The sequence below is a fragment of the Curtobacterium sp. MCPF17_021 genome (assembly GCF_003234605.2).
Classification (GTDB): domain Bacteria; phylum Actinomycetota; class Actinomycetes; order Actinomycetales; family Microbacteriaceae; genus Curtobacterium; species Curtobacterium flaccumfaciens.
In genome coordinates this window covers 2,705,813-2,718,837 of sequence record NZ_CP126252.1, presented here as the reverse complement: position 1 = coordinate 2,718,837, position 13,025 = coordinate 2,705,813, and the positions used below count along the sequence as shown (strand labels likewise).

Annotated in this window: 13 protein-coding genes; 6 read left to right on the top strand and 7 right to left on the bottom strand. The window is 71.8% G+C overall.

Translation table 11 applies throughout. The features are described 5' to 3' along the window. Nucleotides 1-82 precede the first annotated feature (82 nt). The 3 genes from DEJ29_RS12730 (at nucleotide 83) to DEJ29_RS12720 (ending at nucleotide 3,022) form a co-directional block, all read left to right on the top strand. Nucleotides 83-1,606, top strand: a complete 1,524-nt coding sequence (locus DEJ29_RS12730; RefSeq protein ID WP_111095280.1) for an MFS transporter — start codon at nucleotides 83-85, stop codon at nucleotides 1,604-1,606. 247 nt (nucleotides 1,607-1,853) lie between these two features. Then, nucleotides 1,854-2,363, top strand: coding sequence for a flavin reductase family protein (locus tag DEJ29_RS12725; RefSeq protein WP_027466322.1), 510 nt, complete (start codon nucleotides 1,854-1,856; stop codon nucleotides 2,361-2,363). A 44-nt stretch (nucleotides 2,364-2,407) separates the two neighbouring features. After that, complete coding sequence (locus DEJ29_RS12720) at nucleotides 2,408-3,022, top strand: superoxide dismutase (protein WP_027466323.1); 615 nt, start codon at nucleotides 2,408-2,410, stop codon at nucleotides 3,020-3,022. Between the two features lie 153 nt (nucleotides 3,023-3,175). Here the strand turns inward: DEJ29_RS12720 and DEJ29_RS12715 are convergent, their stop codons facing one another. Further along, entirely contained in the window at nucleotides 3,176-3,757 is a 582-nt protein-coding gene (locus DEJ29_RS12715) for a TetR/AcrR family transcriptional regulator (protein ID WP_111095281.1), read from the bottom strand. 156 nt (nucleotides 3,758-3,913) lie between these two features. Between DEJ29_RS12715 and DEJ29_RS12710 the strand changes: the two genes are divergently transcribed. Continuing rightward, nucleotides 3,914-4,885 carry a carbohydrate kinase family protein gene (locus DEJ29_RS12710; protein ID WP_111095282.1) on the top strand — a complete coding sequence of 324 codons (972 nt, stop codon included), beginning with the start codon at nucleotides 3,914-3,916 and terminating at the stop codon, nucleotides 4,883-4,885. Nucleotides 4,886-4,962: 77 nt separating this feature from the next. Here the strand turns inward: DEJ29_RS12710 and DEJ29_RS12705 are convergent, their stop codons facing one another. The 5 genes from DEJ29_RS12705 to upp all read right to left on the bottom strand — a co-directional run bounded on the left by DEJ29_RS12705 (nucleotide 4,963) and on the right by upp (nucleotide 10,650). After that, entirely contained in the window at nucleotides 4,963-6,435 is a 1,473-nt protein-coding gene (locus DEJ29_RS12705) for a serine hydrolase domain-containing protein (RefSeq protein WP_181438217.1), read from the bottom strand. Then, entirely contained in the window at nucleotides 6,432-7,781 is a 1,350-nt protein-coding gene (locus DEJ29_RS12700; RefSeq protein WP_111095284.1) for a cryptochrome/photolyase family protein, read from the bottom strand. The genes DEJ29_RS12705 and DEJ29_RS12700 overlap by 4 nt, the downstream gene beginning before the upstream one ends. Then, nucleotides 7,778-8,287 carry a MarR family winged helix-turn-helix transcriptional regulator gene (locus DEJ29_RS12695; RefSeq protein ID WP_181422577.1) on the bottom strand — a complete coding sequence of 170 codons (510 nt, stop codon included), beginning with the start codon at nucleotides 8,285-8,287 and terminating at the stop codon, nucleotides 7,778-7,780. The genes DEJ29_RS12700 and DEJ29_RS12695 overlap by 4 nt, the downstream gene beginning before the upstream one ends. Nucleotides 8,288-8,545: 258 nt before the next feature. Then, on the bottom strand, nucleotides 8,546-9,313 hold the full coding sequence (locus tag DEJ29_RS12690; protein ID WP_110863417.1) for a winged helix-turn-helix domain-containing protein: 768 nt from the start codon (nucleotides 9,311-9,313) through the stop codon (nucleotides 8,546-8,548). Nucleotides 9,314-10,014: 701 nt separating this feature from the next. Further along, nucleotides 10,015-10,650, bottom strand: coding sequence for a uracil phosphoribosyltransferase (gene upp / locus DEJ29_RS12685; protein WP_110861591.1), 636 nt, complete (start codon nucleotides 10,648-10,650; stop codon nucleotides 10,015-10,017). 76 nt (nucleotides 10,651-10,726) lie between these two features. Between upp and DEJ29_RS12680 the strand changes: the two genes are divergently transcribed. Beyond that, nucleotides 10,727-11,161 (top strand): nucleoside deaminase, encoded by a 435-nt coding sequence (locus DEJ29_RS12680; RefSeq protein ID WP_071247896.1) that lies wholly within the window; start codon nucleotides 10,727-10,729, stop codon nucleotides 11,159-11,161. Here DEJ29_RS12680 and DEJ29_RS12675 read toward each other — a convergent pair. Then, on the bottom strand, nucleotides 11,142-12,098 hold the full coding sequence (locus DEJ29_RS12675) for a cation diffusion facilitator family transporter (protein ID WP_027466331.1): 957 nt from the start codon (nucleotides 12,096-12,098) through the stop codon (nucleotides 11,142-11,144). The two genes, DEJ29_RS12680 and DEJ29_RS12675, sit on opposite strands and share 20 nt — an antisense overlap. Nucleotides 12,099-12,162: 64 nt before the next feature. On the opposite strand from DEJ29_RS12675, the gene proC reads away from it, so the two are divergent. Next, nucleotides 12,163-12,993: a pyrroline-5-carboxylate reductase gene (proC, locus tag DEJ29_RS12670; RefSeq protein WP_111095285.1), complete on the top strand. Its 831-nt coding sequence runs from the start codon at nucleotides 12,163-12,165 to the stop codon at nucleotides 12,991-12,993. The last annotated feature ends 32 nt before the right edge of the window (nucleotides 12,994-13,025 follow it).

The following is a 13,025-nucleotide window of genomic DNA, read 5'->3' as shown; positions in this document are numbered from 1 at the left end:
TGTCCATCCCGCGTCCCGTCTCGTCTGCCCCACGTACCACCCGCCGTCGACCTGGTCCGGCTCGAAGTCCCAGGAGTCCGCCGTGTCCGCACTGCTCACCAGCCCCGTCGCCACCCGCGTCACCGGGAGCCGCGCCCGACGGTTCCTGGCGCTCGCCGTGCTCATGCTGCCGGTCCTGCTCATCTCGGTCGACAACACCATCCTGAGCTTCGCGCTGCCGTCGATCAGCCGCGCGCTGAACCCGGACGCGACCACGCAGCTCTGGATCGTGGACGCGTACCCGCTGGTGCTCGCCGGCCTGCTCGTCGTGATGGGCAGCATCGGTGACCGCATCGGCCGCCGGCGGATCCTGGTGATCGGGGCGACCGGGTTCGCACTGTTCTCGGTGGCCGCGGCCTTCGCGACCGACGCCTGGATGCTCGTCGCGGCCCGGATCGCCATGGGCGTCTTCGGCGCGATGCTCATGCCCGCCACGCTCTCGATCATCCGCAACGTGTTCGTGGACGCGGGGGAGCGGCGGATGGCGCTCGCCGTCTGGTCGACGATGTTCGCGGCCGGCAACGCCCTCGGCCCGCTCGTCGGCGGCGCGCTGCTCGCGCACTTCCACTGGGGCAGCGTGTTCCTCGTCGCGGTGCCGATCCTCGTGCTCATGCTCGTCGGCGTGCCGTTCTGCGTGCCGGAGTCCCGCGACCCGATGCCGGGGCCGGTCGACCTGCCGAGCATGTTCCTGTCCCTCGGCGCGCTCGCACCCATCGCGTGGGCCATCAAGTCGGTCGTGCACCCCGAGGAGCGCGGCCTCGCGATCGCCATGCTCGCGGTCGGTGTCGTGTGCGGCATCGCGTTCGTGCGTCGCCAGCTGCGGTCCCGCACGCCGATGCTCGACCTGCGGCTGTTCCGCAGCACGGCCTTCACCGGCAGCGTGCTGATGAACCTGGCGGCGATGTTCTCGCTCACCGGGTTCCTGTTCTTCATCGCCCAGCACCTGCAGCTCGTGGCCGGGCTCGACCCGTTCGCGTCCGGCATCGTGCTCATCCCGGGGTCGGTCCTGACCATCGTCGCCGGGCTCGCGGTCGTGCCGATCGTGGCGCGTATCGCCCCTCGCTGGGTCGTGTCGGTCGCGCTGCTGTTCTCGGCGGCGGCGTACGCCCTCGTCGCGGTCCTCGGACACCACGCCTCCATCGCCGCCCTGGCGTTCGCGTTCGTGCTGCTCGGCATCGGGATCGGGGCGTCCGAGACGGTGACGAACGACCTCATCATCTCGACGGCTCCGGCGGACAAGGCGGGTGCGGCGTCGGCGATGTCCGAGACGGCCTACGAGATCGGCGCCGTGCTCGGGACCGCGGTGCTCGGAACGATCCTGGCGACGACCTACCGGGCGCACGTCGTGGTGCCCGACGGGCTGTCCTCGTCGGCGCACGTCGCGGCGCAGGAGACCCTCGGCGGAGCGGTGACAGCGGCGGGGCAGCTCGGCGGCGGCGCCGGCCAGGTGTTGCTCGAGTCGGCGCGCGCGGCCTTCGACTCCGGCGTGACGATCACCGCGGGCGTCGCCGCGGTGCTCATGGTGGTGGCGGCCGCGGGTGCGCTCGTCATGCTCAAGCGCCGCTGAGCTCGCGTCGCTGCGCTTCGCGCGCGCCGCTGCGCCGCTGCGCCGCGAGCGCCGCTGCGCTTCGTGAGCAGGAATGGTCGGGTGGCCGTGCGGGACCCGACCATTCCTGCTCACGAAGTGACCGCCAAGGCGCGCCCGGCCACGCCCGAACCTGTGAATCGTTGACCTCAACCAGGGTTCAGGTCATACGTTGGGTGACAGCCGCCGAGTGACGGCAGCCCCTCCCGAAGGAACGACCACGATCACCATGCCCGACGAAGCACCGGCAACCATCGCCGACGCGTACAAGTCCGCCTTCCGCGGGCACCCTGCCGGCGTCGCCGTCATCACGGCCGAAGGCCCGGACGGACCGACCGGCCTCACCGCCTCGAGCGTCGCGAGCGTGGCCGTCGACCCGCCCGTGCTGGTCTTCTCGCTCTCGACGAACTCCGGCTCGGCCGGGGTCGTGCTCGGTGCGCCGCTGTTCGTCGTGCACCTGGTCGACTCCCTCGGGGTCGCACTCGCCAAGCGCTTCGCGTCGACCGGCAGCCCGGCCGCCGACGACCCGATCTGGGGCACCCTGCCGTCCGGCGACCGCTACCTGCCGAGTGCGGCGAGTGCGCTCCGCTGCCGACCGCTGTCGACGACGCCCATCGGCAGCTCGACCGTCGTCGTGGCCGAGGTGCTCGACATCATCGTCGGCGCCGACCGCGGCGAGCCGCTGGTCTACCACAACCGGGAATTCCACTCCCTCACCGATCGTTCCCGGCTCTCGTGAGCCGCGGAGCCGCGTCCACAACCCACTGATCGAAAGGACCTCACATGGCTGAGTACACCCTGCCGGAACTGCCGTACGACTACGCCGCGCTCGAGCCGCACATCAGCGGCAAGATCATGCAGCTGCACCACGACAAGCACCACCAGGCCTACGTGACCGGTGCCAACACCGCGCTGCAGCAGCTCGGTGAGGCCCGTGAGTCCGGCAACTTCGGCGCGATCAACAAGCTCGAGAAGGACCTCGCGTTCCACCTCGGTGGCCACGTGAACCACTCGATCTTCTGGACCAACCTCGGCCCGGACACGAAGGTCCCCGAGGGTGAACTCGCCGCGGCGATCGACGAGTTCTTCGGTTCGTTCGAGAAGTTCCAGGCGCAGTTCGCTGCCGTCGCGAACGGCATCCAGGGCTCCGGCTGGTCCGTGCTGGCCTGGGACACCGTGGGCCAGAAGCTCACCACGTTCCAGCTCTTCGACCAGCAGGGCAACATCCCGTTCGGCCTCGTCCCGATCTTCATGCTCGACATGTGGGAGCACGCCTTCTACCTCGACTACCTGAACGTCAAGGCGGACTACGTCAAGGCCGTCTGGAACATCGTCGACTGGGAGAACGTCGCCGCTCGTTTCGAGAACGCGAAGTCGCAGCGGTTCGTCACGCTCTGATCCGCGTCGGCGGGTCACCACGGTGACCACCTGACGAACGGGAGGCACGGTGCCAGCTGGCACCGTGCCTCCCGTTCGTGGTCCGGGTCACGTTCCGGGCCGTGCGCCGTTGCCGGGTACGCGAGCGGTCCGCGATCGCGTTCGCGCGTGCGCTCAGCGCGCGCGGTCTGCGGCGGCCGTGCTGGCTGCCAGGTCGTGGGCGATGCGACGCAGTGCGGCGTCGGCATCGGTGTGCGCGCCGTCGACGAGCGCGCCCCACTGGGCTCCGCGAGCGGCCATGACCGTGTGCTGGGCCGCACGTTCGGCGAGGACGGGGCCGGCGCCGTGCGCTCGGCACCACGCCCGGATGGCTGCGACCTGGCAGCGGTGCACGCGACGCTGCCGGTCACGTCCGTCGAGGGACTCGACCGACCCGAGTTCGAAGGTGAGCCGTGCAGCCAGTGCACGGTGCGGGTCGTCGAGCCCGCCGAAGGTCGCGACCAGGTGATCGGCGAGGGCGTCCGTGTCGGCGGTCGGGTCGAGCGCGGGCGCTCGGTGCGAGGTCGCGAGGTGTTCGACGACGGAGTCGATCAGCGCGTCGCGGGAGCCGAAGTGGTAGACGACCGGGTAGGCGCTCGTCCCGAGCACACGGCCGAGGCCCCGGACCGTGACGTCCTCGATCTTGGTCTCGACGAAGTGGTCGACGACCTTCTCAAGGATCGCGGGTTTGCGGGTGGGGTCGGGCTTCCTGGGCATGGCATCTCCGTCGTCGGGGCGGTGGTCGCGCGACCGCCCACATACTAGCAGCCGGTATATCAGTAACCATTGGTCGTTGTGTGCGATCTCTCCGCGAAACCTCCGTTTTCACCGATAGAAACGGAGAAAAACTCGGCTCCGGGTAGACTGTTGCGGATGTCCATGCCGTACGAGGGCGCTCTGCCGCCGTCACGGCCCGAGGGGACCCGCGCCGGACGGGTGGTCGCGGGCCGTCGTCGCGGCGCCGGAAAACGCTTCCTGGTCGTCGGCGACGTCCTGGACGGCGTCCTCGTGCACACCACCGCACACCGGATCGGGGTGCACGACCCCGCTGCGGAGATCCGCCACCGGCCGACCGGTGCCGGTGGCAACACGGCCACGTGGCTCGGCTGGCTCGGGGCCGAGGTCGACGTCGTCGCCCGGGTCGGGGTCGATGACGTCTACCGCCACGAGCGCGCGCTCGAGGACGCCGGGGTCCGCGCCCACCTGCGGTACGACGCGATGACGTCCACCGGGGTCGTGGTCTCGGTCCGCAACGACCACGGTCGCACCGCGATGTCGGACCCCGCCGCGAGCGGGAAGATCAGCGCCGCCGACGTCCCGCCGTCGGTGGTCGCCCGCGCCGACATCGTGCACCTGACCGGGGCCGCCATGCTCGGCGGCGGTGCCGACCGGCTCGCCGACCTCGTGGCGTGCGCTCGGACCGGCCCGGCGCGCGTGGCGGTGGACCCCTCGTCGGTGGCGGTGATCGAGACGATCGGTCCCGACCGGTTCCTCGAGGCCCTGAACGGCGTCGACGTGCTCTTCCCCGACCAGCACGAGGCGCTCGCCCTCGCCGGGGGCGACGATCTCGACGCCGCGGTGCGGCGTCTGACGGAGCACATCCCACTGGTCGTCGTCACGGCCGGGGCCGACGGCGCGCTCATCGGGCGCCGGGGCCGCAGCGTCCACCGGGTCCCCGCGACACCGGCGACCGTCGTCGACACCATCGGGGCGGGGGACGCCTTCGTCGCCGGGTTCGTCCGTGCGTGGGCGACGGATCCGGTCCGGGTCGGTGCGGCAGCCCGCGAGGGCACCCGGGTCGCGGCACGGGCACTCGGTTTCGTGGGCGGACGACCGCCGGTCTGAGGCGGGCGCGCCTACGTGGTGCCGTCGGGTCAGCGCGCCGTCAGACCAGCGCTCCGACGGTTCAGCGCGCCGTCAGATCAGCGCTCGGACGGTTCAGCGACGACGTTCAGGGTCTGGACGCGCCCCGCGGCGGCGGGCGCCAGCCGGATCTCGACGCGCAGTCGCCCGCAGGTGCCGGGGAGCCACCAGCGCAGGTGCGACGGCGCCGCCGAGTACTCGGACACCGGTGCGGCACCGAGGTCGGCACCGACGTCCGCGACGGCCTGCGCCACAGCCCGCCGCCGTCGGTCGTACGGCACGTCCATCGCCACGTTGGGCGTGCAGATCGTGTCCGCCAGGTCGTCCCGCCAGTCGGCCAGGAGGCGCGTCACGGCGACCTGGGCGGCTCGCGTCGCGCGGGTGGTCGCCACCACCCCGGTGCTCGCTCCGGTCACGTCGGTACTGGCTCCCGGCGCGTCGGGTGTGTGAGCCGTCAGCGCCGCGTCGAGCACGAGGTCGTGCGCCTGCTGGGCGACCGCGGAGACCTTGGCCTGCGTAGCGTTCTCGAACGCGACGACCCCGAAGCCGTCGCGCACGGACCACCGCATGTGCGCGGAGAAGCCCGGGTAGCCGCCGGAGTGCGAGACGAGCTCGCCGAAGCGGTCGTCCTGCTCGACGAACAGCCCGAAGCCGTACGCCGTCGCGCGGGCAGAACCCGGGACGACGGACGACGGGACGACCCGCATCGCCTGCTGCATCAGCCGGCGGTCAGCGGGGGAGACCGGGCCGGGTTCCGGTGCGGCGGAGAACGCCGAACCGAGGTGCGTCGCCCAGCGCGCCAGGTCACGCACGGTCGAGAAGAGCCCGCCGATCGACGAGAAGGCACCGGGGCCGGTCATCGGCAGGGGTTCCCAGTCGCGCTCGTGTCCGCGGACACCGGTGACCACGAAGCCTGTGGACTCGTCGGCGCTGAACACGGTGTCGGTGAGCCCGAGGGGACGGAGCACGGTCTCGCTGGCGGCCGCGGTGAAGGGCTGCCCCGACACGACGGCGACGACCCGGCCGAGCAGCGCGTAACCGAGGTTCGAGTAGGCGAAGCGGGTGCCGGGCAGCGAGTCGAACAGCAGGCCGCCGCGAAGGACCTGGTCGAGCTCGGCGTCCGAGATCGACTCCTGCCGGTCGGCCCAGGGGTCGTCGGTGGGGAACCCGGCCGACATCGTCAGCAGCATCCGCACCGTGGGGACGGGGGAGTCCGGGGTCGGCAGGGTGACGGCGCCGAAGGCCGGCACGAAGTCGGTGATCGGCGCGTCGAGGTCGAGTGCACCCCGGGCGACGAGGGTCAGCAGGGTCGCGGCGGTGACGCTCTTGGTGCAGGAGGCGATGCGGTACACGGTGTCGGCGTCCGGTCGGCGGCCGTCCCCGCGGTCGCCGTGCCCACCGGACGCGACGAGGCCGGAGCGGTCGAACACGCCCCACACGCTGCTCGGCGCGATGCCCTGCTCGACGCGAGCACGGAACAGCTCGTCGACCTGGTCGACGACCGCGGCGATCGCGGGATGTGACCCGGTCACGAGCGCCGCATCCGTTCGTAGGCGTCGAGCGCCCGCTGCCGCGACGCCTTCAGGTCGACCATCGGCTCGGGGCGCAGCTCGTCGGCGGGGACCCAGCGGTGGACGTACTCGCGGTGCGGGTCGAAGCGCTCGAGTTGCCGATCGGGGTTGAAGACCCGGAAGTACGGGGCGGCGTCGAAGCCGGAGCCGGCGACCCACTGCCAGTTCGCCGCGTTGTTGGCGGGGTCGGCGTCGACCAGGGTGTCCCAGAACCACTGCTCCCCGACGCGCCAGTCGACGAGCAGGTTCTTCACGAGGAAGCTGCCGGCGGCCAGCCGCACCCGGTTGTGCATGGCGCCGCTGTGCCAGAGCTCGCGCATGCCCGCGTCGACCAGGTCGAATCCGGTCAGACCCTGCCGCCAGCGGTCGAGTTCGGCCGCTTCCGGATCACGCCACGGGAACGCGTCGAAGTTCCGACGGACGTTGACGGTGGCGATGTCGTCGCAGTGGAAGTACTCGTTCCAGTTGAACTCGCGCCACGCCAGCTGCCGGAGGAACGCCGCGGCGTTCTGGCGCTGCGCGGGCTCGAGCCGCTCGTGCAGGCGATGCCACACCTGGTACGGGCTGATCTCGCCCCACCGCAGGAACGGCGACAGGCTGCTCGTGGCCTCCATCGCGGGCTCGTCGCGCTGGTCGTAGTCCTCGAGCGCGTGCTCGACGAAGTGCTCGAGCTGCTGCTGGGCGCCGTGCTCGCCCGGGCTCCAGGCGTCACGGAGTCCGCCGGCCCAGTCGGGCTTCGTCGGCAGCAGTGCCCAGTCGGCCAGAGCATCACCCGTGACGTCGGCCGCAGCCGGGAGGTCGTCGGGGTCGGGCAGGGGGTGCCGCGGTTCGGGCAGCGCCTGGACGGCGTTCCAGAACGGGGTGAAGACCTTGTACGGCTCGCCCTGCCCGGTGAGCACCGTCCACGGTTCCCAGAGCAGGTTCGCGGCGAAGCTGTGCGCCTCGATGCCACGGTCGTGCAGGGCCGCCTTGATGCCGGCGTCGATGTCCCGCTCGACGGCGCCGTACCGACGGTTCCAGTACACGGCGTCCGCCCCGGTGTCGGCGACGAGCTGGTCGATCGCCTTCGCCGCGGCGCCGCGCCGGAGGACCAGCCGGGAACCCCGCTCGCGCAGGTCGGCATCGAGGGCGGTCAGGGAGTGGTGCAGCCACCAGCGGCTCGCGGCACCGATCGGACGGAGCCCGGAGGACTGCTCGTCGAGGACGACCACCACCGTGACGTCGCCACCGTGGTCGATCGCCGCACGGAGCGCCGGGTTGTCCGACAGCCGCAGGTCGTCACGGAGCCAGACGATCGCGCCGGTCACACCGTGGCCGCATCCGCAGCGACCGGGCGGACCGTCGACCGCCGGCCCGGAGTCGTGCCGACCGCCAGTCGGAGCTTCGTGCAGAGTTCGGTGAGGGTGCGGAGTTCGGGGTCGGACAGCCCGGCGCCGACCTGCTGCGCGATGCTCGCCGCGTGCTGCACGGCGACCTGACGGTAGACGTCGAAGCCGTGCGGGGTCAGCGCCACGATCACCCCGCGGGCGTCGGTCGGGTCCGGCTGCTTCTCGACGATGCCGCGGGCGAGCAGTCGGTCGACCAGACGGCTGACGCTCGGCTGGGTGAGGAGGAGGTGCCCGGTGAGGTCGCGCATGCGGCAGCGGCGGCCGGGCTGGGTCGACAGGTTGAAGCAGACGTCGTACTCGTTGAACGAGATCTCGTCGCCGGGGAAGTCCGCGTTGAGACTCCGCATCACGGCGACCTGGGCGCGGAAGAGCGCTTCCCAGGCAGCGACGGCGGTCGCCTTCTCACTGCGGCGTGTCTCGCTCACGTTCGCGTTCCCTCCGGTCGTACGGTCTGACCACACTACCGACGGGGTCCGACAGGAGTCGGGCGACATGCACGAGGGCCGGCCGCCTGTCGGCGACCGGCCCTCTCCCTTGCACCAAGAGTTTCCTGCAATCACATTCCACAGGCGGTGCCACAGCAAACACTGCCTGCGCAACCGACTGTATAACGAAGCGGTAACGGCGCGCCAGCCTCTCCGCGGCCGGTTCGCTGCGAGTTCACCAAGAGCAACCGATCACGCTCAGAAGAGGTCGGGCGACGGGGTCGACGCGTACCGCACGGCGACGTCGGCGTGCCGGTCGAAGCGGTAGCCGACGCCGCGCACGGTGCGGACGATCTCCTCGAACGCGCCGAGCTTGGAGCGCAGCCGACGCACGTGCACGTCGATGGTGCGCTCGTTCGGGGTCTCGTCCTCGCCGTCCGACCAGAGGCCCTCGATGATCGCGGAACGGTCGACGGTCTGGCCCTCGCGGAGGACCAGGAACTGCAGGAGCTCGAACTCCTTGTAGGTCAGGGGCGCCGCTTCGCCGTCGAGGGTCACGCGCTTCCGGGAGATGTCGATGACGACGCCGGTCTCCTCGGGCTCGGGCTTCTCGGCCTGCTTGCGGGCGGCCACCGCTGAGCGGTCCTGCAGGGCGAGGCGGACGACGTCGACGTCACGGCCACCGGAGTGCTCGGCGGCGACGGCGACGGCCGCGTACGTCTCGGACGACGGGACGAGCTGCGCGGTGAGGGCCTTCAGCTGCTCGACCACCGCGGCCAGGGTCGTGCCGGCGGCGGCGGCCTTCGCTTCGTCGATGCCGACGTACAGGGCGAAGCCGCGCGCCTCGGTGCCGTCGGGGAGTGCGCGGTTCCGCTGCGGCGCGATCACGGGGCTCGTCGGCACGGTGGCCGCTCCGGTGGCCGCCGGGGAGGCCGGGCGCGGGCGGATCGGCGTCACGGTGCCGAGGTCGGTCGGAGCCGGTGCGGTGCGGAGCGCGGTGCGGGGCTGGGCGATGGTGAGCGACATGGTGGTTCTCCGGGCGGTGTGGCCGGTGCGCTGGTGGCGCGGCGGCCGGTGTCGAATGCGTCATCCCGGGTGCGGCGGTACGCCGATGTGCCCTGCGGTCCTGCTGCGGACCGGGGCCGACCCGGGGGAACGGGAGACAGACCTCGTGACGTGGTGCGCGTCGCCGACGGTGTCCGTCACCCGGGGATCACGCGCTCGCGACGGGGGTGGTGTCGCGGGGGATCCGGCTGGAACGGGTGCCGATCAGGCACACATTCGACAACGCATGACCGGCATGGTCGGCATCATCACGCCGACGGTCCCCACTGCCCCTGCGGAGGAGCACGCCTCGGAGAGGACGCGGGTGGACACGGTTGCAGTCATGTGACGAGTATCTGCGGTATACCAACGCGGTGTCAACCGTCCGCGCGGACGGTGCGGTGGGCGCGACCGCACGGGCGTCGAGCGCCACGCCCGTTCTTTCCCATTGCGCACGCGATGGAAAGTGGAATCGGGCGTACCGGGTGGAAAGAACCGACCGGGTACGCCCGGAACGACCTGGTGCGCCCGGAACGACCGGGTACGCCCGGAACGGGCGGGTACGCCCGGAACGACCGGGTACGCCCGGAACGGGCGGGTGCGGTGGGCGCGACCGCACGGACGACAGGAGGCGCGGTGCCAGCCGGCACCGCGCCTCCAGTCCGAGAAGTGGCGGGTCTGCGCTACTCGGCCAGGCCGTAGAGGCGGTCTCCGGCGTCGCCGAGGCCCGGGACGATGTACCCGTTCTCGTCGAGCTTCTCGTCGAGCGCACCGAGGACGATCGAGACGTTGCGGTCGCCGACGGCCTGCTCGACCATGGCGAGCCCCTCGGGGGCACCGAGGATGCACACGCACGTGACCTCCTGCGCACCGCGGGCGAACAGGAAGTCGATCGCGGCGGCGAGGGTGCCGCCGGTGGCGAGCATCGGGTCGAGCACGAAGCACTGCCGACCGGACAGGTCGTCGGGCAGGCGCTCGGCGTAGGTCTGCGGCTCGAGCGTCTCCTCGTTGCGGGCCATGCCGAGGAAGCCGACCTCGGCCGTCGGGACGAGCTTGACCATGCCCTCGAGCATGCCGAGCCCGGCGCGGAGGATCGGGACGACGAGCGGCCGCGGCTTGGCGATCGCGACGCCCATGGTGTGCGCCACCGGCGTGTCGATCGGCGTCGCCGTGACCCGGACGCCCCGCGTGGCCTCGTACGCGAGGAGCGTGACGAGCTCCTCGGTCAGGGCGCGGAACGTGGGGGAGGGCGTCGTACGGTCGCGGAGCACCGAGAGCTTGTGGGTGATGAGCGGGTGGTCGGCGACGTGGACTCGCATAGGGTCGAGCCTAGCGTGCCGTCGACCGTCAGGAGGTCCCGTGGAGGAGCCCGCAGCCCGCCCGTTCGTCCCGGCGATGGAGCGCGCGCTCGACGAGGCTCGACGGTGCCTGGAGACCGACGACGTCCCGGTCGGCGCTGTGGTGCTCGACCGTGACGGCGTGGTGGTCGCCACCGGCCGGAACGAGCGTGAGGCACGACAGGACCCGACGGCCCACGCCGAGGTCCTGGCTCTGCGTGCTGCGGCGGCGGTGACGGGGGACTGGCACCTCGAGGAGCACACGCTCGTGGTGACGCTCGAGCCCTGCCCGATGTGCGCCGGCGCCGTCATGGCCGCGCGGGTGCCCCGGGTCGTGTTCGGCGCGTGGGACCCGAAGGCGGGCGCCAGCGGCAGCGTCTACGACATCGCCAGGGACCGCCGGCTGCCGCACCGCTCCGAGGTCATCGGGGGCGTGCTCGAGCAGGCGTGCGCCGAGCTGCTCGACGACTTCTTCAGTCCGCGGCGAGGATGACGATCGCTTCGGTCGGCGGCTGCGGCCCGGTGCGCAGCACGTCCGGTTCGACGTAGATCACCCGGGCGATCGGCACGGCGCTCCGGACACGCTGCTCGACGGTGTCGATGCCGGCGGCGACGTCACCGAGCCGGCGGTCCCCGTCGACGGCGACCTTCACGCCGACCATCAGCTCGTCCGGTCCGAGGTACAGGGTCTTCAGGTGGATGATCGCGTCGACCTCGGGGCCGTCGAGCACCGCCTGCTTGATGCGCTCGACGTCGGCGGCGGTCGCGCCCTCGCCGACGAGCAGGCTCTTCGTCTCGATGCCGAGCACCACGGCGACCGCGATGAGCAGCGCCGCGATCAGCATGGTGCCGATCGCGTCGAACACCCCGTTGCCGGTGATCGCAGTCAGGCCGACGCCGAACAGGGCGAAGACCAGGCCGAGCAGCGCCGCGGTGTCCTCGAGCATCACGACGGGCAGTTCGGGGGCCTTCGCGCGGCGGACGAACTGCACCCAGCTCTGCGAGCCCTTCTGCGGTCGGGCCTCGTGCAGGGCGGTGCGGAGCGAGAAGCCCTCGAGCCCGATGGCGATGACGAGCACCACCAGGGGGAGCCACCAGTTCTCGAGCGGGTGCGGGTGGGCGAGCTTCTCGATGCCCTCGTAGAGCGAGAACACACCGCCGACCGAGAACAGGATGATGGAGACGACGAACGCGTAGACGTAGCGTTCACGCCCGTAGCCGAACGGGTGTTCCTGATCCGCCGCTCGCCGGGCCTTCCGGCCACCGAGGAGCAGGAGGAGCTGGTTCGCGGAGTCGGCCAGGGAGTGCACGCCCTCGGCCAGCATCGACGCCGATCCGCTGATCGCCGCCGCGATGAACTTCACGATCGCGATGCCGATGTTGGCACCGAGTGCGGCGAAGATCGCCTTCGTGCCTCCGGAAGCGCTCACAGCTGTCCCCTTCTCGTGGTCTGCGACACGATCCTAGGCGGGTGGCGTCGGTAGGGTCGGGAGCATGACGATCGACCTGCCCCGCACCGCCCTGCTCGGCGTCGGCTCCATGTCCGGCGCGGTCCTCGACGGCCTGCTCGCCGCGGGACTCGACCCGGCCACCGTGACCCTCACCACGAAGTCGGAGGCGTCCGCTGCTGCCCACCGGGAGCGCGGTCTCGACGCCACCGCGAGCGACACCGACCCCGACGCCAACCGCTCGGCCGTCCGTGGTGCGGCCCTCGTCGTCGTCGGCGTGAAGCCGTACATGATCGCGGACCTGCTCGACGAGGTCGCCGACGACCTGGAACCCGGCGCCGTCCTGGTCAGCGTCGCCGTCGGCACCACCACCGCGAGCATGGAGGCACGGGTGCCCGCCGGCGTCCGCGTCGTCCGTGCCCTGCCGAACACCCCGATCGGCGTCGGCCAGGGCGTCACCGGCATCAGCGCGGGCACCTCGGCCGACGCCGAGGCCGTCGCGCTGGCGTCGTCGGTGTTCACCGCCTCGGGCGAGGTCATCGAGGTGCCGGAGTCGCAGCTCGACGCGCTGTCCGCCGTGTCGGGTTCCGGTCCCGCCTACGTCTTCCTGCTGGTCGAGCAGTGGCAGCGTGCCGCCGAGGAGCTCGGGTTCACCCACGAGCAGGCGGCGACGATGGTGCAGGGCACCGTCCGCGGCGCTGTCGAGCTGCTCGAGCGGTCGGGCCGTGAGCCCGCCGACCTGCGCCGCGCGGTGACGAGCCCGAAGGGCACGACGGAGCGGGCCGTCGCGGTGCTGCAGGACGCCGACCTGGCGGACACGCTGCTGCGCGCGTCGCGTGCCGCGATCGCGCGTGCCGAGGAGATCGCCGCGTCGTAGACGCACACCGCGTCATGGACGCAGCCACAGTG